Raw genomic sequence first — 21,827 nt, 5'->3', positions numbered from 1 at the left:
ATTATTTATGTTCGGCAGGATTTTCTTGAATTGTCTACGGGGAGTTTTTTTGAGGCAATACCATAACGTATTTACTGCTTCTAAAATGAGACAGCGGCTCCAATGTAACCCGATAGTAAGGAGAACCTTGAACACGAATGACTTGTGTGGTTTTTGCGATAGGTATTCCCATAGGATAAATACTGTCCAACCCGGAGGTAACTAAAATATCGTCAGGGCGCAAATCCGCATCAATTGGGAAATAGCGAAGGCTTACCGAACCGCCGCTACCGTAAAGCAGGCTTCTTACTCCCGTTCTCGCAATCATGACCGGAATAACATTTTGGCTGTTGGTAAGTAGAGTCAATTCCGAACTGAAAGCTTGGGTTTGCGTAATTTGGCCAATCAGACCGTTTGAATCCACGACTGCATCACCGGAATTAACACCTTGATTGCTGCCTCGATTGATAATCAGCTTATCAGATAAAGGATTTTTGCCGTTTGAAATAACTTCCGCTGTAATGGCCGATCGAATTCCGTTTTGCTTTAAAGCATGAAGATTTTTTAATTCGTTTAATTCCGCTTGCTGTATTTCATTTTGCTTGATTAAAATTTTCAGACGGCCATTTTCTTGTTTAAGGCTCTGATTTTCAGTTAATAAAGCTGCTTGAGCTTGAGTGAAGCTACTAATATATTCATACAGCCGAACAGGTTGGTTTGCAAACCATTGCAACGGGTATAAAGCCGTTGCAGCAATGCTTTTAGCTTGCTGAACGGCTGAATACCGATTATCCAATACCATCAATATAATGCTGACTAACGACAACATAAGCAGTTTATTGATTGGTCGGATGCCTTTTTGGGTAAAGTTTAAGGGCTGTTCGGCCATAATGAAGTCGGTAACTGAAATTCTTACGGGTTAACAACAAATACGGAATTTAATTTTCCGATCATATCCAGAGCTTTGCCTGAGCCTCGTGCAACACAAGTCAAAGGATCTTCCGCAATCATTACCGGCAAGCCGGTTTCTTCAGCCAATAAACGATCCAATCCCTTCAAAAGAGCACCGCCACCGGTTAATACCAAACCGCGCTCGGCGATATCTGCTCCCAACTCAGGGGGCGTTTGTTCCAACGCATTTTTTACAGATTGAACGATTTGGTTTAAAGGTTCTGTCAAAGCTTCTAAGACTTCGTTGGAGCTGATTGTGAATGAGCGGGGAATACCTTCTGCCAAATTCCGGCCTTTGACTTCAATTTCTTTGACTTCCATGCCGGGGAAAGCAGAGCCGATATTTTTCTTGATTTCTTCAGCAGTTGCTTCACCAATCAACATACCGTAGTTGCGGCGGACATAATTGATAATGCTATCGTCAAAAGCATCTCCGCCAACGCGGATGGAATGAGAATAAACAACACCGGAAAGGGAAATAACGCCGACTTCGGTAGTGCCGCCGCCAATATCCACAACCATAGAGCCTGTTGCTTCTTCAATCGGCAAGCCGGCTCCGATTGCAGCCGCCATCGGTTCTTCAATTAGATTAACAGTTGAGGCACCGGCTGCAAGAGCAGAATCGCGAATCGCTTTACGTTCCACTTGCGTAGAGCCGCAAGGTACACAAATGACGATACGGGGAGCAGCGGCAAAGCGGCTGTTGTTTACTTTTTTAATGAATTGTTTCAACATTTTTTCAGTAACGTTGAAATCGGCAATCACACCGTCTTTCATCGGGCGGATAGCCTGAATGCTGCCCGGAGTGCGGCCCAACATTTTTTTAGCTTCGGTTCCTACTGCCAAAATGACACTTTTACCGTGTGCAACATCGTTTTGCATGGCCACAACCGAAGGTTCGTCCAAAACAATACCCTTATTGCGGATATAAATCAGCGTGTTGGCCGTACCCAAATCAATGGCCAGATCATTGGAAAAATAACGTGTTAAAAAGCGAAACATGAAAACTTCCTAAATGTTGTGGGCAACAATGTGTTGCTTCTAGTTTATATACTTTTACATTAACAAATAAATTCAGCGCCATGCTGTAAAACAGATAGATTGTTTAATTTGGCAAATACGCCCGATATCGTGATGACGCTGCATTCTGCAAAGGTTTCAGTTATAATCTTGCGATTAAACGGAGCAATCTGCAATGATACCTTAGATTGGGTGTTTTGCTAATCAAAAATTAAGGATTTTTTATGGCACTGACATTGAGTGATGTGGAAAAAATTGCCAAACTTTCCCGCCTGAGCCTTACTGAAGAAGAAAAAGCACAAAACTTGCAAGAACTAAACGATATTTTTGCATTGGTTGAGAAAATGCAGGGTGTAGATACGCAAGGAGTGGAGCCTATGGCGCATCCGCATGAAGTTGCATTGCGTTTAAGAAAAGATGAAGTTACGGAAACCGATCATGCAGCGGAATATCAAACCGTTGCTCCCGAAGTCCGTGAGCGCTTGTATATCGTGCCACAAGTTATCGAAGAATAAGTTGTATTTTCAGACGGCCTTTCATCTATCGATATTGAAATTATTTTTCATAGGCCGTCTGAAAAAATTGAAAGACAAACATGACCCAATACACCTTAAAACAAGCCAGCAAATTGCTGCACAGCAAACAAATTTCCGCCACTGAGCTGGCGCAAGAATACTTGAATGCCATTGATGCCCGAAACCCCTCCATCAACGGCTACATTACCTTAGATAAAGACCTCACGCTCGCCGAAGCCAGAGCCGCAGACGAACGCATCGCCGCCGGCAACGCAGGCATCCTCACCGGCGTACCGATTGCCTATAAAGACATCTTCTGCCAAAAAGGCTGGAAAAGCGCCTGCTCCAGCAAAATGCTCGACAACTTCATTTCTCCCTACACCGCCACAGTGGTTCAAAACCTGCTTAACGAAGGCATGGTAACCCTCGGCCGCACCAATATGGACGAATTTGCCATGGGTTCGACCAACGAAACTTCGTTCTACGGCGCCACCAAAAACCCGTGGAACTTGGAAAACGTGCCCGGCGGCTCTTCCGGCGGTTCCGCAGCCGTGGTAGCAGCCCGTTTGGCACCGGCAGCTTTAGGCTCCGACACCGGCGGCTCCATCCGCCAACCCGCCTCACATTGCGGCATCACCGGACTGAAACCCACTTACGGCGTCGTTTCCCGTTTCGGCATGGTGGCTTACGCCTCCAGCTTCGACCAAGCCGGCCCGATGGCGCAAACCGCCGAAGACTGCGCCATTCTGCTGAATGCCATGGCAAGCTTTGACGAGCGCGATTCCACCAGTTTGGAACGCGCCAAAGAAGACTACACCCGCGACCTGAACCAACCCCTCAAAGGCTTGAAAGTCGGCCTGCCCAAAGAATATTTCGGCGAAGGCATGAGCGCAGACGTACAAAAAACCGTTCAGACGGCCATCGACCTATTAAAAGCACAAGGCGCGGAAATGGTAGAAGTGAGCCTGCCGCAAACCGAGCTTTCCATCCCCGCTTACTATGTGCTCGCCTCCGCCGAAGCCAGCACCAACCTGTCGCGCTACGACGGCGTGCGCTACGGACACCGTGCCGAGCAGTTCGGCAACTTGGAAGAGCTGTACAGCAACACCCGCGCCGAAGGCTTCGGCAGCGAAGTCAAACGCCGCATCATGATCGGCACCTATGTACTCAGCCACGGCTATTACGATGCCTACTACCTGAAAGCCCAAAAACTGCGCCGCTTGGTCGCCAACGATTTTCAGACGGCCTTACAGCAATGCGACATCATCCTCGCACCGACCGCACCGACCGCCGCGCCTAAACTGGGCAGCGACATCAACGACCCCGTGCAAATGTATCTGAGCGACATCTACACCATCGCCGTCAACCTCGCCGGCCTCCCCGCCATGACCCTGCCCGCAGGCTTCTCTTCAGACGGCCTGCCTATTGGCGTACAGTTAATTGGCAATTATTTCGCCGAAGCGAAATTGCTGGGCGTGGCGCATCAGATGCAGCTGGAAAGTGATTGGCACAGCAAAACGCCCACCGGTGTTTAAAAAAGGGCTACCTGAAAATAATAAGGCCGTCTGAAAAATTCAAGCTGCCTTAATGACTCGTTCGATTAAATACAAATGATGAAAGATATTTAAATATGAACACTTATCAAGAAGGTTTGAACTTTGATAAAACTGTAGACTTCTTTATCTCTTTTGACGAAGAAACTGAAGAATATATAGTGGATATATTCAATGCTCAAATTGCTGACAAAGACCAAGCCTATATTGAAACATTTGAATGTGAAAACTTTGAAGAAGCTTTAGAAGCTGCACAAAACTATAAATTACTTATTGCCGCTTAAATCCGATGGCCTCTTCTAAACCTTTTTTAAAATGGGCTGGTGGGAAATTCAAACTTGCCCCATTTATTGAATTTAATCTGCCTAAACAACCCCGCAAACGCCTTATCGAACCGTTCGCGGGTTCTGCTGCCGTGTCAATGGCTTTGGATTTTGAAGCTTATTTGTTAAATGATACCAATCCTGATTTAATTGGTTTATTTCATATACTTAAAGAAGAAAAACAGCAATTTATTAATTATGCTCGTTCTTTTTTTACTTTAGAAAATAATCAGGAAATTCGCTTTTACGAATTACGGGAAAAATTTAATTCTTCTCGAGAATTAAGCGAACGTTCCGCTTTATTTATTTATTTAAACCGCCACGCATTCAACGGTTTATGCAGATATAACAGCAAAGGTGCTTTTAATGTGCCTTTTGGCCGCTACAAAACACCTTATTTCCCTGAAATGGAAATGTTGGCATTTATTGCGAAAGCCAACCGTATTGAGTTGATGTGTGCTGATTTTCAGACGGCCTTGGATTTGACAAATAGCGATGATATCGTGTATTGCGATCCGCCTTATGTGCCTTTGAGTGAAACAGCTTCATTTACCGCTTATGCTAAAGGCGGATTTGATTTAAATGACCAAACCCGTTTAGCTGAAACAGCCAAACAAATTTCAATACAATCTCAAGGTGTATTGATTTCCAATCATGATACAGCCTTTACCCGAGAGATTTACAAAGAAGCACGATTAGAAACCATTGACGTGCAAAGAAATATTGCAGCAAAAGGTAGCAGTAGGCAAAAAGTAGGCGAATTGTTGGCGATATATGGCGAGTGAATTTAACTGGTTAAAAGAAGAAGCAGCAGCTTACCATATTGGCTTGAAAAAACATATTTCAGACGGCCTCGTGATTTATAACGAAAATGCTTTAACTGTTATGCGCCGTATTTTGGATAAATATCCAAACGGCTGCTTCGATATGATTTTTGCAGACCCGCCTTATTTTTTGTCCAATGATGGTTTTACCTGCCAAAACGGGCAAATGGTTTCGGTAAATAAAGGCCGATGGGATAAATCTCAAGGGTTATCTGCCGATTTAGAATTTTATGAAGAGTGGTTACGCCTATCTTACGCACTATTGAAACCAAACGGCACAATATGGGTATGCGGTACTTATCATAATATTTACTTGATAGGCTACCTGATGCAAATCATCGGCTACCATATTTTGAACAACATTACATGGGAAAAACCCAATCCACCGCCAAATTTATCCTGCCGTTTTTTCACACATTCAACTGAAACACTGCTATGGGCGAAGAAAAGCAAAAAAGCCAAACATACTTTTCATTATGATGTAATAAAAGCACAAAACAACGATAAACAAATGAAATGTGTCTGGAAAATTGCACCACCAAGTAAAACAGAAAAAGCATTGGGTAAACACCCAACACAAAAACCGTTGGCTTTGGTTGAGCGATGCATTCAGGCGGCCTCCAATGTAGGAGATTTGATTTTTGACCCGTTTATGGGAAGTGGAACAACAGGCATAGCTGCATTAAAAAATGGGCGGAAATTTTGTGGATGTGAAATGGAAGAAGAATTTTTTGAATTATCGAAGAAAAGGTTAGGGAATGGAACGTAGAGAAGCAATTGAAAGAATGCAAGCATTGATTGGTCGAAATCTTCACGATTTAGCCGCTGAATACGGTGTAACTGTTTATGCCCCATCAGGTAAAGTGAATAAAGGCTGGGCTGGTCATGTAGTAGAGCGTTTTTTAGAGCTTCCATTAAATTCAGCTCAATCCCCAAATTTTGGTTCTTGGGAATTGAAATCCGTACCGTTGAAAACTTTGCGTAATGGTAATCTCGCTTTCAAAGAGACTATGGCTGTTACGATGATAGATCCCGTAAATGTCTGTCAAAAAGATTTTGAAGACAGTCACTTATTGTCAAAGTTAAAAAAAGCTGTAGTAGTAGCACGAACTGTCGGGCGAACAGTTGATGATCCTAGTTTTATTCACGATATAGTTGAATTTGATCTTGACGAAGGAACTGAACTTTATACAGCGGTTAAGGCAGATTACGACTTGGTTCGACAAACGCTTCTAAACCCTTCTTTGGGATTCAATTCTCTGACTGGTAAGATGGGTAGGTACATTCAGCCTCGAACCAAAGGGTCAGGACATGGCTCAACAACTCGTGCATTTTATGCACGGCCTGTTTTTTTAGCTCAATTTATTAACTTACAAAATAACTGATAGAAAGCCCCTTATGACCTGGGAAACTGTAATCGGACTGGAAATCCACGTCCAATTAAATACCAAATCCAAAATTTTCAGCGGTGCTTCTACCGCTTTCGGTGCCGAGCCGAACGCGCATGCCAGTGTGGTGGAATGCGCTTTGCCGGGCGTGTTACCGGTGATGAACCGCGAAGTGGTCGAAAAAGCCATCAAACTCGGTTTGGCTTTGGATGCGAAAATCAACCGCAAAAACGTGTTTGACCGTAAAAACTATTTCTACCCCGATTTACCCAAAGGCTATCAAATCAGCCAGTTGGATTTGCCGATTGTGGAACACGGCAAGTTGGAGATTGTGGTGGGCGACGAAGTCAAAACCATCAACGTTACCCGTGCGCACATGGAAGAAGATGCGGGCAAATCGGTGCATGAAGGTTTGAACGGTGCAACGGGCATCGACCTCAACCGCGCCGGTACGCCTCTGCTGGAAGTGGTTTCCGAGCCGGAAATGCGTTCCGCAGCCGAGGCCGTGGCTTATGCCAAAGCTTTGCACGGCTTGGTAACGTGGCTGGATATTTGCGACGGCAATATGGCGGAGGGTTCGTTCCGTATCGATGCCAACGTATCGGTGCGCCCGAAAGGCCAGCAGGAATTCGGTACTCGTCGTGAAATCAAAAACTTAAACTCTTTCCGCTTCTTGGAACAGGCGATTAATTATGAAGTGGAAAGCCAAATTGAGATTTTGGAAGACGGCGGCAAAGTGCAGCAAGCGACAATGCTGTTTGACCCCGATAAAGGCGAAACCCGCGTGATGCGCCTGAAAGAAGATGCACACGATTACCGCTATTTCCCCGACCCTGACTTGCTACCGGTGATCATTTCCGACGAGCAAATGGAACGCGCCCGCAGCGAAATGCCTGAGCTGCCGTCTGAAATGGCGCAACGCTTTATCCGCGATTTCGGCGTGAGCGACTACGATGCCCGTTTGTTGACCGCCAGTCGCTCTCAAGCCGCTTTCTTTGAAACCGCAGCCCAAGCCAGCAGACAAGGTAAGTTAGTGGCAAACTGGATGAACGGCGAATTGGCCGCTACATTGAACAAAGAAGGTTTGAGCCTGTCTGAAAGCCCGATTCAGGCCGACCGCTTGGCCGGATTGGTAGCGAAAATCGCTGACGGCACATTAAGCAACAAACTCGCCAAACAGGTGTTTGAAGCGATGTGGAGCAGCGATTTGGATGCCGAGGCCATTATCGAGCGCGACGGTTTGAAACAGATGACCGACACCGGCGCGATTGAAAAAATCATCGACGAAGTGTTGGCGGGCAACGCCAAATCGGTGGAAGAATTCAAGGCCGGTAAAGAAAAAGCCTTTAACGCGCTGGTGGGTCAAGTGATGAAAGCCAGCAAAGGCAAAGCCAATCCGCAGCAGGTGCAGGAATTGCTGAAAGCGAAACTTTCCTAACGTTTGTCTGAATATGCCGTCTGAAATTAAACCCAATTAAATTTCAGACGGCATTAATCACTAGGAGTTGTGCCATGAAAAAATGGATATTTTTGTCTGTTTGCAGCTTTGCCTTGTCGGCCTGCGGATTCCATTTAAAAGGGCAGGGTGGTTTGTCTTCTGCATTGCCTTACCATGCTTGGTATGTAGACGGTGCGCAAATCGATCAAGCTTTGGAGAATGCGCTACACCGCGCAGACGGCCGTGCAGTGAGTCGTGCCGAAGCTCAGGCTTCCATTGTCGTGCAACAAGTTGAAACGCGTCGGGATATCTACACTATTACCCGTGCTGCCGATATTAATGAATATTTACTCACTTTATCTGTCCAAGCTCAAGCTTTTCATCATGGGCAGCCTCTCGGCAAACCCATCTCGGTAACAGTTCAACGTGCTATGGATTATGCAGACGGCCAAGTTTTGGGCAAGCAGGAGGAAGAAGCTTTGATTTGGGCGGAAATGCGATCGGATGCAGCTGAACAGATTGTCCGCCGTCTCAGCTTTTTGAAAGCGCAATAATGGCAGCTATACAAATCGAGCAGTTTTCCGAACAAATGGCTTTACAGCCGTTATATGTTATTCATGGCGAAGAAGATTTGCTGCGAATTGAAGCTTTGGATATTTTGCGCTTGGCGGCCAAGCAGCAAGGCTATTTGAATCGGGAAATCTATACTGCCGATTCTGCTTCTTTTGATTGGAACGAATTGCTTCATTCGGCAGGAAGCATGGGATTGTTTGCCGATTTAAAATTGTTGGAAATCCACGTTCCTAACGGAAAACCCGGAAAGCAGGGCGGAGAAGTTTTGCAGGCTATTGCAGAACATCTTCCTGAAGACACCGTTGTCGTCGTCATATTTCCCAAGTTAGAAAAAGCACAAATACAAGCTAAATGGTTTACTGCTTTATCTTCCAAAGGTTGGGTGTTTGAAGCCAAGCCGGTTAGCGAGGCTGCATTGAAACCTTGGATAGAAGGCCGTCTGAAAAAAAAGAAACTAAACATCGAGCCAGATGCTTTGGCTTTATTTGCAGATCGGGTTGAAGGGAACCTGCTTGCGGCCAAACAGGAAATAGACAAACTGGCTTTGGTATACCCCCAAGGCTATACCGTTAGCGTGACCGATGCGGAAAATGCCGTAGCCAATGTGGCCCGTTTTGATGTGTTCCAATTGGCAAGCGCTTGGATGAAGGGCGATGCAGCACGCGTGACCAGGCTGCTCGAAGGCTTGGAAGCAGACGGGGAAGAGCCTGTATTGTTATTGTGGGCGGTGGCAGAAGATATCCGAACCTTGATACGCCTGACGGCCGCTTTGAAACAAGGACAGAGCGTGCAGGCGGTAAGAAATAGCTTAAGATTGTGGGGAGACAAACAGACTTTAGCCCCCATAGCTGTCAAACGCATTCAGATTAACCGTCTGCTTCAGGCTTTACAAGATTGTGCCAAGATAGACCGCATTATCAAAGGAGCGGAAACAGGGAATGCATGGTCGGAATTCAAACATTTGGTTACGGGGCTGGCTGTATAAAGTATAATACCGCTCTTAATAAACCTACAATAATACGCCTGAGCTTTTCAGGAAGTTAAGCAACTGAACAATTGAAGGAAACGTAATTTATGGACACCAAAACCAAAATCCGTTTAGGCGGCTTGGCCTTGTTGGCAACCGCCGTATTAAGCCTGATTCTTGTATTGTTTACCGATTCGTGGCCGATTGCCATTTTATTGGCTGTTATCATCATGGCAGCTGTTGCCGGCGGTATGATTTGGGCTTCACGTCGCCAACAAAAGCAATTTATTGAAAGATTAAAAAAATTCGATATTGATCCTGAGAACGGCAAAGTAAGCGAACCTAACCTGCGCCGTATGTATCATTCCGGCGGACAAGCTCAAAAAGATGCGGTTACCATTATGTGTTTGGCTAGACAATGTTCTGTTGATGAAGCCCATAAGTTTTTCAAACACCGTCCGACCAAGCAAGAATTAAATCAAATGGCTGCGCAGCAAAGCCGTGGTCAAAGAAGACCTTTCCGCTGATAGAATAGGCCGTCTGAAAAATAAAGTGGTTGAAGCGAAAAATGCTCCAACCACTTTATTTTTCATTAATTTATCCATATTGCTTAAAGTATTTCCCAAACCGGTAAGAGCAATGTATAAGATAAGTAAAACATCATGACCGCAATTATAAGGTCCAATATCTGCCAAGTTGTTTCCCTCCGAAATAAAGGCAACAACAGTCTTGCACCAAACCCGATACTGCAAAACCAAATGGCGGAAGTCATTAAAGCACCTGATAAAAAATACCATTTTTCTTGAAAAGACAAAGCTGCCGCACTACCGCCAATCAACATAATGGTATCAATATAAACATGCGGATTCAGCAGAGTAATGGCTAACGTTGCAGTAGCCGTTTTCCAAGCAGTAGGGGGGTCAATTTTATTTCCGGCAGCGACTATTAAAGCATTATTTGCCCGAAAAGCCCGCTTCAAGCCCGCCAATCCATAAAGTAACAGAAATATCCCGCCTGATGCAGATAAGATTAATGAAGCCGTGCTGTTTTGAGAGAAAAGGGCGGATACACCAAACGTTCCGCAGGCTATGAGTACAAAATCGCATAACCAGCAAAGCAAAACCACAATGCTGATATTCTGCTTCAACAAGCCTTGCTTTAAAACAAAAGCATTCTGAGCACCAATAGCGATAATCAAACCACCGGTAATCATCAAACCGTTAAAAAAAGCCGTCATTTAAATTTACTTATTAAACAGGCCGTCTGAAAAATACTGATTTTTTCAGACGGCCTCTACAAAATAGATAATCACAATATTACTTATGCTGCTTCCAGCTTGGTTTTGCCGCCCATATAAGGTTGCAAAGCCTTAGGAATATTAATGCTACCGTCAGCATTCTGATGGTTTTCCAACACCGCAACCAAAGTTCTTCCGACAGCCAAGCCAGAACCGTTCAATGTATGCACCAGACGGTTTTTACCGTTTTCATCTTTAAAACGGGCTTTCATGCGTCGTGCTTGAAAATCTTCACAATTAGAGCAACTGGAGATTTCACGGTAAGTATTCTGAGCCGGAACCCATACTTCCAAATCATAAGTCTTGCTGGCACCGAAGCCCATATCGCCGGTACACAACACAATCACGCGATAAGGAAGCTCCAACAACTGCAAAATTCTTTCTGCATGGGAAACCATTTCCTCAAGCGCTTGGTAAGAATGGTCCGGATGCACAACTTGAACCATCTCAACCTTGTCAAATTGATGTTGGCGGATCAAACCGCGGACATCTTTACCGTAAGCACCGGCTTCAGAACGGAAACAGGGAGAGTGAGCAGTCAACTTCAAGGGTAGGGCATCTGAAGGCAAAATCGTATCTGCAACCGTATTTGTCAATGTAACTTCTGCAGTCGGAATCAGATATTGTGTTTGCTTACTTTCATCACCACCGCGCGTAACATGAAACAGATCTTCACTGAATTTAGGCAGCTGGCCAGTGCCAAATAACGCCGAGTCATTCACAATATAAGGCGTATAAAACTCAGTATAGCCGTGCAGTGAAGTATGGGTATCCAACATAAGTTGAGCCAAAGCACGATGCAGGCGGGCAATCGAGCCCTTCATTACCGTAAAACGCGAGCCTGAAAGTTTAGCTCCGGATTCGAAATCCAATCCCAAAGGTGCGCCTAAATCTACATGATCTTTGATATCAAAATCAAATTCTTTGGGCGTACCCACTTTACGCACTTCAACATTTTCGGTTTCGTTTTGTCCTTTCGGCACATCTACGTACGGCAGATTAGGAATACCCATTACCCAAGAATCCAATTCAGTCTGAACCGCTTCATAATCATTGGCCGTTTTTTCTAACTCTTCTTTAATTCTGGCAACTTCAGCCATCACTTGTTCAGCTTCTTCATGCTTACCTTGGCCTTTAAGCATACCGATTTTTTTAGACTCACTGTTTCTGGCGGCCTGCAATTCCTCTGTACGCACTTGCAACTGTTTACGCTTAGCTTCCATAGCTTCAAAAGAAGCAGTATCAAATTCATAACCGCGATCAGCCAAACGAGAGGCAACAGCAGCAGTTTCGTTACGGAGAAGTTGGATGTCTAACATAATTTATTCCATAAAGCAGTTGATGTATAAAATGGCATTATTGTAAACCAAATTTGGCAATGTTTTTGAGAATATCCATATAAAAATTATCCTGATTTTTTTAGAATTATACCATCTTATTTTTCGTATAATAAATATTATGTTAAATTATTGGGGCTAGTTTCTTTTTAGGTTGACTATAACTACATCTACAAACCCAATAGTTTTATGCTGAAACTCATAATCAGAAACTGGTTTAGCACCGTCCATCCAACCAAACATGACTGAACCATATTGATCTTTCCCATTGTACTCCCTATCGACCTGCTAAAAATGGAGGTTGGCTGGTTATATCTGTCCCCGAATATCTATTATCCATATAAAGACATCAATCGGATTGTGTCTCTGACAATAAATATTTATTTGGAATTCCAACTAAACGCGGATTTAAATGATCTATTTTTTTCTAAAAAATCAATATGTTCACAAAACAGTAATCTAGCTTAGCAATAATAGAAACACATCTAATCTATCGACCTCAAGAATAAGCAATTTTCTTTCTAAATATGTATATTCTGCTGAAAGAAATTCATCTACTGCTGATGAATCTAATCTAGATACATCTACCATAATAACCTTATTTTTATTAATCATTAATGTATAAATATCCTCTCCCTGTTCTGGGATCATACTGAGGCAGAAAACTGATTTTAAATTTATATATTTTTCAACTAAAAAATTATATAAATTTTTGTTTCCTGTAACCATCCTCTCAGATCTGATAATATTTTTTATTAAAATGCTATCGTCGTAAGCATTCATTTTTAAACTCTCGAAACACAGTTGTTAATTCCATAATTAACTTATTAGTAAAATCATAATATTTAATTAGAATTTTCTCATATTTATTTAATCATAAATCCTGGAAAAGTAGTAACCAAATTCCCATGCTTATCTGTTAATACTGTCATTAAATTAGTAGGGGTGTTTGCATTATATTTATCTAACCCTATAGGTTTATTAAATTTAACAACTCTCTCATACAATATTTCCTGCTTTCCCATCCTATGAGAGATTCTTGTCGAGCTAATAGGGATTTTAACAACATCACTCTGTAAAATTTTTTTTCAACTCGATTTTTGAAATGACAAGCTGACTACCAGTACCTGAAAAGTGGCGTTTTTCAACATGAACCCAACCTCTATCACTATTTCCATTCGGAATATTAATTCTTGATTGGATAACCTTTCTATCAAGATTTTGCAATACAATAGGACTTGCATTAGTTGCTTTAAAAGCCCGCAGTCCATAAAGCTCCCGAGTAGCCAAAGCCGCGCCTGCAATTTCGGCCGTCAAGCTGTTGCTTTGTTGACAAACTCGGTAGGAGCAACTGCCGCCACTCTTGACCTTGCCAGATGCCAATCCTGTTGAAACTGGGTTATCGACTGGCCGGCTAACTCTGTGATACGGGCTTCACTTGCTTTCGGATATTGGGATTTTAAAATAGACTTTAACTGCGCAATACCTTTTGCATCCGTTGCCCGGGTAAAACTTTGATTGAGATGGTTTAATTCGGTGCTGTTTCCTTTCTTTGCCGCTTCGTAAGCAGCTGCCAGCGGCCTGTCATTCTGCTCGCTGATCGTATGGGCTATTTTAATTACCCTGCCTTGGCAGGCCAGTAGACTGGGGGATCTTCCGGCATGCTGTCCCGCACAATTTGCCAGTTGTTTTTTAATATCCGCATCTTGCTCAGGATATAAAAAGTTATTCATTACGGTATTTTCAGCAACATCGGCGGTTTTTTCAAAATTGCCTCCGAGCAGGGAGCTTACGGAACCGCTGACAATCTTCGTAACAGCTAAAAGTTTATCGGTTTGGCGTTGGTACTCTGCATCAGGCAAATTTATATCTGGCTTGCCATAAGCTTCCGCTACCATCTCGCCGGCCGCTGCCTCGATTGCACCGTCGAGGCACTTACCTTTATTTGTGGCCGCAGCACCGCAGCCTGCTACGGCATGGGTGATTTTGTGGGTGATGTAGTCTTCGCTCAGGCCGACTTTGATTTTACTTACAATCTCGCCGTGCACGGTATTAACCAATGCGCCCAAAGCGGCATTGCCGAGATTGTCTTTCAGGCTGCCGCCGTTGATGGCGGTGGATATTGTCGCCGAACTGCCTGCGGTAGCCAAGTTTGTGGTCAGTTCTCTCCCCCACGCTTTGTCGCTCACTTGGTTTAAAGCCGAAGATGCGCCGATCTTGTTGGCTACGCCTGTAGTAATCACGGAGGTAGCGGGATTTTTAAACGTATTGGTTGGCTATGAAAATGTAGAACGAGGCCGTCTGAAAGTTCGTTTTCAGACGGCCTCGGATGCCGGTTTCAGCCTTATGTTTACTTACTTCTGCATCTTTGTATGCTGTTTAAGCCGTTCAAGCCCAGTATTCTGTGCCGTCTTCGGGGTCTACCCAAACGGCGTAGGCGGGACAATCACCGAGAACAAACCAAATGCTCATATCAATTTCTCCCAAGTATGTTTCTTTGTACTGCGGTCCTTGAGGCCACCATTCTGCTGCAGGCGACCAAACGGCTCTAAAAATCTGCTCCCACTCTTCGGGCGTATGTTCGATAATCTTGTCGTCGCGCTGCAGTTTCAGATGGCCTCGGCGGAGCAGTTCTTTAAATAAGATGAAAAAAGATTCCGTCTGCTCTTCAAAATCATCGGAGAAATCTTCGATAATCCACCATAAAACATCCATGGCGACACCGGCATTATTTAATGCTCGCCGAACATCGGTTTCAAGACGTGCTTGATATTTTTGCTTAATACTTTCTTGCCGGTTCATTTAAACTTTATCTCCCTTTTTACATTATCATCATTAATCATACTGAGAGATGTAAGAAACTCTAGCGTTGTTTACAGTATTTGAAAGACAATACTGCCATGAACATCCATAAAAACACCCGCCTTACCCCACACCAACGCCAAGCCGTTTGGCGCGCCTATACACAGGATAAAATCACCGTTACCTCACTGGCCCGGCAATACCAAGTCAGCAGAGTTACCATTTACCGCATCCTAAAGGCCGCACGGTTGCAGCTGCTCGCACCACAAAACAGCACCAACAACCGTTTCAAACAGGCCAAATACGGAATGAAGCGTTTGGCAAAAGTGGAAAAAAACATCGAGGAAAAGCTCAAGAAACAGGCCAAACGCTACAACAAATCCTATCCCGGCGAAATGGTGCATTTCTACACCAAACGACTGCCTTTGTTGCAAAACCAAAAAGCAACCGCCTCGAGAGATTACCTGTTTGTCGCCATTGACGACTATTCCCGCGAGCTGTATGCGGCCATTTTGCCCGACCGTACAGCGGCTAGTGCAGCCAAGTTCCTTTTGCGTGATGTGATTGACTGTTGTCCTTATACCATCGAATGCGCCTATTCGGACAACGGCATGGAATACCGTGGCAATGCGTCGCATCCGTTTGCGGTTGCCTGTGTGCAGAACAACATCAACCAGAAGTTTACCCGTATTGCCCGACCGCAGACCAACGGTAAGGCAGAACGGGTAATCCGCACCCTGATGGAAATGTGGCATGACAAAGTTCCGTTTATGGATTCGGAACATAGGCAGAAGGAATTGTGCCGTTTTGTGAATTTTTATAACACGGTTAAGCCGCATAAGGGCTTGAAGGGCGATACGCCTTTTGAGGTTTTACAGGCTTATTTTTCTCAATCTGTTGTGTAAACAACGCGAGGATTTCTTACATCTCAGCCTGTCTGAAAAAACGGTTTCAGACAGGCATTACATGTCGGTAACAGGATGAGCGGTTAACGGTAAAGCTTGAAAGCCGCTTATTTTATCCGCTTAAATACCAAATCCCACACCCCGTGCCCCAACCGTTTGCCGCGGGCTTCGAATTTGGTTTCAGGCCGGTAGTCCGGCGTGGGGGCGTAATCCTGCGCAGTGTTTTCCAACTCATCAAAGCCGCTCAACACTTCCAGCATCTGCACCGCATATTCTTCCCAATCGGTTGCCAAATGGATATAGCCGCCCTGCTTCAGCTTGGGCAACAATTTCGCCACAAAAGGCGCTTGAATCAGGCGGCGTTTGTGGTGGCGTTTCTTGTGCCAGGGGTCGGGAAAGAAAATATGGATGCCGTCCAAGCTGCCGTCGGCCAGCATATGCTCCACCACCTCCACCGCATCATGGCGCATCACTCTGATATTGGATACTTTTTCTTCTTCAATCAGCTTCAAAATATTGCCCACGCCCGGGCCGTGCACATCAATCGCCAAAAAGTCTTTTTCAGGCAGGCGTTTGGCAATTTCTACCGTCGCCACGCCCATACCGAAACCGATTTCCAGCACTTTGGGATTGCCGCGGCCGAACGCTCCATTCAGATCAAACGTACTGTTTTGATAGTCGATGCCGAATTGCGGCCACATGGTATCAATCGCACGCTGCTGTGCCGCCGTCATATGGCCTTGGCGCAAAACAAAGCTGCGGATGCTGCGCTTGTGTTCTTCGGGAATATCCGGTGTCTGCTGTTCGTTGTGATTGCCCATGTGCTTTATTTCATTGCTAAAAGCGGGATTATACAATATATAGCAAATAAACTTTATTCCCGCTACGGCGTTGCTGCTCCTTGCCGTATTACTTGTACTGTCTGCGGCTTGCTGACTTTTATCAAAAATAAGTTTATTTGCTATAGACAATAACTATTAAGATTCAGATTAAACAGAGCTTTAACCAAAATACCGTCGACAGTCAAACTGTAGCGGAAACAGAACCTTGTATAATCCCTATACTTGCCGCTTTACTTTAAGGAACAGTTTTGGATACATTTTTAAGTATGAAAGTTTTTCGCCAAGTTGTTGAAAACGGGAGCTTTACCAAAGCAGCGGAGCGTATGGATTTGTCTCCGGCGATGGTCAGCAAACATGTGCGCCATTTGGAAAGCAGCATCGGGGCTAAACTGCTGCTGCGCAATACCCGCAGTTTGAGCTTAACGGAAGCAGGAGCCGAGTATTACCGACAATGCGCTTATGCTTTGGATACATTGGATCAAGCGGCACAAAAAGCTGCTTCGGGTGTGGAACAGGCACAAGGTCTATTACGGCTGACGGCACCGGTATGGTTCGCTTCCTCGCAATTCGCACAATGGCTGACCGAATATTCCGAGCAGTATCCCGATATTACGCTGGAAGTGGTTTTAGACAACCGCCACAAAGATTTGGTAAGCGAAGGCTTCGACCTTGCCCTGCGTGCATCTGACGAACCTGCACCGTCGCTGATTGTACGCAAGCTCGGCAAAGTCAATATGCTGCTCTGTGCTTCGGCAAATTTTATCGAACATTACGGCCTGCCCGAAACCCCGGAACAAGCCGCGGCCTGCCCTGCAGTTTTGCCGGGATATGTCGATATGCGGGTGCGTACGCTCCGGCATCTTAATAACGGCAAAAATGAAGAGTTGCGCCTCAAGCCGGTATTTACCAGCAACAACAGCGTAATGGTTTACCAAATGATTTTGGCAGGCTGCGGCATCGGTTACGGGCCCGACTGCCTGATTTGCGACGATTTGGCCAAAGGCAGGCTGGTTCGGCTGCTGCCCGATTATTCGATGCCTTCCCATCCGCTTTATGCGGCTTATGCCGACCGCCAATACCTGAGCGCGAAGGTACGCAGCTTTATTGATTTCATTGGCGGCAAACTAGGGCAATCCAACCCTTTTTTGTAACGACTGGTTAGGTTATATAGCATCGACAATTTCTACAATATTCAATGTTCATGCTCAAAACAAAGGATTTATTCATTCCCGCAATATTTTATAATATTGAGAAAAATTTAATTGGCTATAGTTTGCTTCATCCCTAGGTTTGGTTAAAATGGAATTCCTTTCCAATATCAAATAAATCGGAGCAAAATTATGAAAAAAATCATTTCCACTGTGTTTTTAAGTGCATTGGCTACGACTGCCGGTGCGGCGACTTATCAGATTGACGGCCATCACACCAATGCCCGTTTCAGTATCGACCACTTCAATACCAGCACCAACGTCGGCGGTTTCTACAATTTGGGCGGTACTCTGGAGTTCGATCCCGCCAAACGCACCGGTTCGATAGACTTGAGCATTCCTGTGAACTCCATTCAAACAGGCAGTCAAGACTTCACGAATCACCTGAAATCGGCCGACTTGTTCAATGCGGCCAAATACCCCGAAATCCGCTTTACCTCGACCAAGTTCAATTTCAACGGCAAAAAACTGTTGTCGGTTGACGGCAAGCTCACTATGCTGGGCAAAACCCATCCGGTTAAGCTCAAAGCACAAAAATTCAACTGCTACGACAGCCCGATTCTCAAAACCCAAGTTTGCGGCGGCGATTTCACCACCACCATCGACCGCACCAAATGGGGCATCAATTATCTGGTTGATGCCGGTATGACCAAGCAGGTCGCACTGACCATCCAAATCGAAGCCGGCAAGAAATAACGGTTAATCATTCCGAAAAAAGAATGCCTGCAATATGTTGCAGGCATTCTTTTTTTAAATATTTATATCCGTAATCAAACAACATTCTGGTACAAGATATAAACTTTACCGTGTTACCAAATGTAGCTTTCAGACGGCCTCGAAAGCCTTTTATTGCTTTTGAGGCCGTCTGAAAAAACGAATAGATAATAGGTTTGATTATTTACCGCAAGAAACGAAGTGGCGCACTTGCGGCGGTGCTTCGCCTTGGTGGAAGCGTTTTACTGCGTTTTGCAGGTCGGCGTCGGTTTTGGAAACGCGTTTGTGTTGGCGCAGATGCTCGGCCCACGATTCGACCAAGAACCATTCGAGCATAATGGAAGGATCGGCGGTGTCTTCGCTCACGCCCCATTGGTAGGCTCCGTCGCGACGGCGTTCGGCCGAAAGCGCGGTAATGGCTCGGATAAACGCTTCGCGGTCTTCGGGGCGGATGCGGTATTCGATTTGAATCAGCACCGGCCCGCGGTCGTTGGCAGGGCGGGATACGGTGAGCGGTTCGGGCCAATGGTTAGACGGGCTTAAGTCGTTTTCGCCTTGCGGCAGTTTGATGCGGTGCGCTACCAATGCGGAAACCACCAATGCCACCGCACCTGCAAGCAAGGTCAAGGGGATGCCGATAAGGCTGGCAACGCTGCCCCATAACAAGCTGCCGGCAGTCATGGCGCCGTTGAATACGGTGAGGTAAACGGCCAACGAGCGGCCGCGCACCCAGTTGGGCAGAATGCTTTGCGCCACGCCGTTGAGTGTGGTTAAAGCGGTAATCCATGATGCACCGAGCAACAGCAATATCACTACAGCCAACCATTTGGGCGGTGCGGCGGCCAAAACGGCCATCACGGCAGCGGTTACGCCTGCGGCCAAAAGCAGTAAACCGTCGGCACTCAAACGGCTGCGCAAGCGCGGCATAATCACGGCACCGAGAATCGCGCCCGCGCCTACCGCACCCAGCAAGATGCCGTAAAAGCCTGCGCTACCGTTGAGAAGTTGTCGTGCCACCAAAGGCAGCAAAGCCCAAACCGAGCTGGCGATGGCGAAGAAGACAAAGGCACGCAGCAAAACGATGTGCAGCTCGCGGCTGGCACGCACATAGCGCAATCCGGCACGGAATGCCCCGCCGAATTGTTCGGAAAGCTCGTCGCGTTGGGTTTTGGGGCGTTTCCACCACAGCAATGCGCTGATCACAAACACATAGCTCAGTACGTCGGCACCGTAAGCGAAAGCCGCACCCGCTCCGGCCAAAATCAAACCGCCGAGTGCGGGGCCGATGGCGCGGGCAATGTTTACGCCGAGAGAGTTCAAAGCTACGGCGTTTTTCAAATCTTTTTTATCGACCAGTTCCGGTACGATGGCCTGCCAAGTCGGCCCCATCAGTGCGGCACCGATACCGCCGAGGAAGGTAAGCGCAATCAGCGAGGCAACCGACTGCATGCCGCTTGCCGAGAGCAGCATCAGTCCGGCGCTGACACCGGCGAGCAGAATCTGAATGCCGATTAAGAATTTGCGGCGGTCGAGAATATCGGAAAGCACGCCGGCGGGAATGGCAAGCAGAAACACCGGCAGGGTGGCGGCGGCTTGCACCATGGCAACGGCGGCAGGCGAAGGCGATAAATCGGTCATCAGCCACGAGCTGGCAACATCGCGGATAAAGCTGCCGGTGTTGCCTAAAATGGTGGCTATCCATAACACGACAAACAAAGTTTGCCGCAACGGGGCGAAGCTGCTGCCGGAAGTTTCGGCGGCAGACGAGCGGTGTTGGGTCATATATGTTGTTCCTTTGGTTCCGTAATGTGGAAAAGCTGTTCAGACGGCCTGAGACCTTTGCCGGCTTGCTGTTTATATCGTTAAACTACTTTAAATAGATGGACTACAAATAAAAGATAGGTAGGCGCTACATTAAGGCTGCTTATCAGTTCCATAGCGGCAGTGTTTTTTCGGCTCAATCCGCTCGGATATCATGAGGCCGTCTGAAAAAACAAACATCGAGTGTGTACGGCTGCCCGGCTTTGTGCAGTGCAAGGATAAAAAGCACAAACCGGCCCGCTTCGGTTTATAAAGCGGGATGTTGTGTCTGAATCCTGCGGTTTCAGGCAGCAGGCTGCCGTGCGGTTTTGCCGGTTAGCGCAAATGGTCGGGCGCTTCCGGAGAAGGCAGACGGCTGAGTTTGCTGCCGGATAAATCGATATCGCCGAAACGCGGGTGGCCGCTGTTCCAATCGGCAACGGCACGGCGGAGCGAATCGGGGTTGTCGGCTACGAAATTCCACCAAAACAGGGTCGGGTGCGGCAAAGGTTCGCCGCCAAGCAACATGATGTGTGTTCCTGCTTCGGCCTGAATGCGGATAACGCCGTCTGCATTGCCGTCGGTGAATACCATCATTTCATCGGCGGTCGCGCGTAAGCCGTCGGCTTCTACGCTGCCGGCGAGTACGAGGATGCCGTATTCCCAACCTGAGTGTGCGGGTATTTCCAAAGTACGGGCCGTCTGAAAACGGATATCCACGCCGACCAGCGGGCTGAATTGTTTGGTCGGCGCAGTATGGCCGCCGTAGCTGCCGGTGGTTAAGATGTAATCGACACCGTTTTCGTGCCATTCGGGCAGTTCGGGATAGTGTTGGAAATCAGGTTCGATTTCCTGATGGGTCGGCAAGGCAATCCACAATTGAACGGCATGCAGGGTGTTGATGCCTTCAGGGGTTTGCTCGGTATGACTGATGCCGCGCGTGTCGCCTGTGCCGGCAGTCATCAAGTTGACCTGCTTGGGACGGATCAGTTGGCGGTAGCCGAGGCTGTCTTGATGCCACACTTCGCCTTCCAGCATCCAAGTAAAGGTTTGCAGATTGGTGTGCGGGTGCGCGCCTACCTGCATACCGTCTTCGCCCGCACCGAATTCGGCGGGGCCGGCATGGTCGAGAAAGCACCATGCGCCGATGGTACGGCGTTTGCCTTGCGGCAACAGGCGGGCAACAGGAATACCGCCGACATCTTTGATTTTGGCAGGAAGTTTTTCTGTGTTCATATCAGGGTTCCTTTGTGTGTTTATATCCGGTTGGCACGACAGCTTATAACCAACCGACTATCGTGCTGCGGGGCGCAACGTTCAAGCAAGGATTGGTGATAAGCCGTTTGCCAAATGCGGTTACGGATACGGAAAGTCATCCGTATCCGTTCGGG

Annotated in this window: 22 protein-coding genes and 2 pseudogenes; 13 read left to right on the top strand and 11 right to left on the bottom strand. The window is 46.4% G+C overall.

The window, feature by feature from the left end; all coding sequences use genetic code 11:
- Window positions 1-34 precede the first annotated feature (34 nt).
- Together mreC and EL309_RS00380 are read right to left on the bottom strand one after the other, a co-directional pair.
- On the bottom strand, window positions 35-868 hold the full coding sequence (gene mreC, locus EL309_RS00385) for a rod shape-determining protein MreC (RefSeq protein WP_004284705.1): 834 nt from the start codon (window positions 866-868) through the stop codon (window positions 35-37).
- A 23-nt stretch (window positions 869-891) separates the two neighbouring features.
- Window positions 892-1,932, bottom strand: a complete 1,041-nt coding sequence (locus tag EL309_RS00380; protein ID WP_004284707.1) for a rod shape-determining protein — start codon at window positions 1,930-1,932, stop codon at window positions 892-894.
- A gap of 242 nt (window positions 1,933-2,174) precedes the next feature.
- Between EL309_RS00380 and gatC the strand changes: the two genes are divergently transcribed.
- From gatC to EL309_RS00330, 10 genes are all read left to right on the top strand, one after another.
- Window positions 2,175-2,465 (top strand): Asp-tRNA(Asn)/Glu-tRNA(Gln) amidotransferase subunit GatC, encoded by a 291-nt coding sequence (gene gatC, locus EL309_RS00375; protein ID WP_004284709.1) that lies wholly within the window; start codon window positions 2,175-2,177, stop codon window positions 2,463-2,465.
- Between the two features lie 80 nt (window positions 2,466-2,545).
- Complete coding sequence (gene gatA, locus EL309_RS00370; RefSeq protein WP_004284711.1) at window positions 2,546-4,000, top strand: Asp-tRNA(Asn)/Glu-tRNA(Gln) amidotransferase subunit GatA; 1,455 nt, start codon at window positions 2,546-2,548, stop codon at window positions 3,998-4,000.
- 95 nt (window positions 4,001-4,095) lie between these two features.
- The gene (locus EL309_RS00365) at window positions 4,096-4,302 is read left to right on the top strand and encodes a hypothetical protein (protein WP_004284714.1); all 207 of its coding nucleotides are present in this window, start codon (window positions 4,096-4,098) and stop codon (window positions 4,300-4,302) included.
- Between the two features lie 5 nt (window positions 4,303-4,307).
- Window positions 4,308-5,126 (top strand): DNA adenine methylase, encoded by an 819-nt coding sequence (locus EL309_RS00360; protein WP_004284716.1) that lies wholly within the window; start codon window positions 4,308-4,310, stop codon window positions 5,124-5,126.
- Window positions 5,116-5,934, top strand: coding sequence for a DNA-methyltransferase (locus EL309_RS00355; protein ID WP_004284717.1), 819 nt, complete (start codon window positions 5,116-5,118; stop codon window positions 5,932-5,934). Before EL309_RS00360 ends, EL309_RS00355 begins: the two co-directional genes overlap by 11 nt.
- A complete protein-coding gene (locus tag EL309_RS00350; protein ID WP_081463204.1) occupies window positions 5,924-6,550 on the top strand; it encodes a MutH/Sau3AI family endonuclease in 627 nt (208 codons plus the stop codon). Before EL309_RS00355 ends, EL309_RS00350 begins: the two co-directional genes overlap by 11 nt.
- Window positions 6,551-6,563: 13 nt before the next feature.
- A complete protein-coding gene (gene gatB / locus EL309_RS00345) occupies window positions 6,564-7,991 on the top strand; it encodes an Asp-tRNA(Asn)/Glu-tRNA(Gln) amidotransferase subunit GatB (RefSeq protein WP_004284718.1) in 1,428 nt (475 codons plus the stop codon).
- Window positions 7,992-8,065: 74 nt separating this feature from the next.
- Window positions 8,066-8,545, top strand: coding sequence for an LPS-assembly lipoprotein LptE (locus EL309_RS00340; protein WP_004284720.1), 480 nt, complete (start codon window positions 8,066-8,068; stop codon window positions 8,543-8,545).
- Window positions 8,545-9,549 carry a DNA polymerase III subunit delta gene (gene holA / locus EL309_RS00335; RefSeq protein ID WP_004284721.1) on the top strand — a complete coding sequence of 335 codons (1,005 nt, stop codon included), beginning with the start codon at window positions 8,545-8,547 and terminating at the stop codon, window positions 9,547-9,549. Before EL309_RS00340 ends, holA begins: the two co-directional genes overlap by 1 nt.
- Window positions 9,550-9,638: 89 nt before the next feature.
- Complete coding sequence (locus EL309_RS00330; protein ID WP_004284722.1) at window positions 9,639-10,058, top strand: hypothetical protein; 420 nt, start codon at window positions 9,639-9,641, stop codon at window positions 10,056-10,058.
- 83 nt (window positions 10,059-10,141) lie between these two features.
- Here EL309_RS00330 and EL309_RS00325 read toward each other — a convergent pair whose 3' ends face one another.
- The 6 genes and pseudogenes from EL309_RS00325 to EL309_RS00300 all read right to left on the bottom strand — a co-directional run bounded on the left by EL309_RS00325 (window position 10,142) and on the right by EL309_RS00300 (window position 14,967).
- A complete protein-coding gene (locus tag EL309_RS00325; protein ID WP_004284725.1) occupies window positions 10,142-10,768 on the bottom strand; it encodes a LysE/ArgO family amino acid transporter in 627 nt (208 codons plus the stop codon).
- 83 nt (window positions 10,769-10,851) lie between these two features.
- Window positions 10,852-12,147, bottom strand: coding sequence for a serine--tRNA ligase (gene serS, locus EL309_RS00320; protein WP_004284726.1), 1,296 nt, complete (start codon window positions 12,145-12,147; stop codon window positions 10,852-10,854).
- 477 nt (window positions 12,148-12,624) lie between these two features.
- Complete coding sequence (locus EL309_RS00315) at window positions 12,625-12,948, bottom strand: hypothetical protein (protein ID WP_040669974.1); 324 nt, start codon at window positions 12,946-12,948, stop codon at window positions 12,625-12,627.
- Window positions 12,949-13,233: 285 nt separating this feature from the next.
- Window positions 13,234-13,482 carry a hypothetical protein gene (locus EL309_RS00310; RefSeq protein WP_004284731.1) on the bottom strand — a complete coding sequence of 83 codons (249 nt, stop codon included), beginning with the start codon at window positions 13,480-13,482 and terminating at the stop codon, window positions 13,234-13,236.
- Window positions 13,479-14,423: pseudogene (locus EL309_RS00305) on the bottom strand (DUF637 domain-containing protein); the annotation flags it as partial. The gene EL309_RS00310 and the pseudogene EL309_RS00305, both read right to left, overlap by 4 nt.
- A 130-nt stretch (window positions 14,424-14,553) precedes the next feature.
- Window positions 14,554-14,967, bottom strand: a complete 414-nt coding sequence (locus EL309_RS00300) for a DUF596 domain-containing protein (protein WP_004284735.1) — start codon at window positions 14,965-14,967, stop codon at window positions 14,554-14,556.
- Window positions 14,968-15,065: 98 nt separating this feature from the next.
- Here EL309_RS00300 and EL309_RS00295 point away from each other — a divergent pair, with 98 nt between their 5' ends.
- Window positions 15,066-15,872, top strand: a complete 807-nt coding sequence (locus EL309_RS00295) for an IS481 family transposase (RefSeq protein WP_040669977.1) — start codon at window positions 15,066-15,068, stop codon at window positions 15,870-15,872.
- Window positions 15,873-15,979: 107 nt separating this feature from the next.
- On the opposite strand, the gene trmB is transcribed toward EL309_RS00295, so the two are convergent.
- Window positions 15,980-16,693: a tRNA (guanosine(46)-N7)-methyltransferase TrmB gene (gene trmB, locus EL309_RS00290; RefSeq protein WP_004284740.1), complete on the bottom strand. Its 714-nt coding sequence runs from the start codon at window positions 16,691-16,693 to the stop codon at window positions 15,980-15,982.
- Between the two features lie 269 nt (window positions 16,694-16,962).
- Here trmB and EL309_RS00285 point away from each other — a divergent pair, with 269 nt between their 5' ends.
- Together EL309_RS00285 and EL309_RS00280 are read left to right on the top strand one after the other, a co-directional pair.
- Complete coding sequence (locus EL309_RS00285) at window positions 16,963-17,865, top strand: LysR family transcriptional regulator (RefSeq protein ID WP_036494230.1); 903 nt, start codon at window positions 16,963-16,965, stop codon at window positions 17,863-17,865.
- A gap of 189 nt (window positions 17,866-18,054) precedes the next feature.
- A complete protein-coding gene (locus tag EL309_RS00280; protein ID WP_004284744.1) occupies window positions 18,055-18,618 on the top strand; it encodes a YceI family protein in 564 nt (187 codons plus the stop codon).
- 198 nt (window positions 18,619-18,816) lie between these two features.
- On the opposite strand, the pseudogene EL309_RS00275 reads toward EL309_RS00280, so the two are convergent.
- Window positions 18,817-20,424, bottom strand: a pseudogene (locus EL309_RS00275) (MFS transporter); the annotation flags it as partial.
- Between the two features lie 348 nt (window positions 20,425-20,772).
- Entirely contained in the window at window positions 20,773-21,672 is a 900-nt protein-coding gene (locus tag EL309_RS00270) for a pirin family protein (RefSeq protein ID WP_004284747.1), read from the bottom strand.
- Window positions 21,673-21,827: the final 155 nt, after the last annotated feature.

It is taken from the genome of Neisseria weaveri, assembly GCF_900638685.1.
GTDB classification, from domain to species: domain Bacteria; phylum Pseudomonadota; class Gammaproteobacteria; order Burkholderiales; family Neisseriaceae; genus Neisseria; species Neisseria weaveri.
This window is presented reverse-complemented; position numbering and strand designations above follow the sequence as displayed.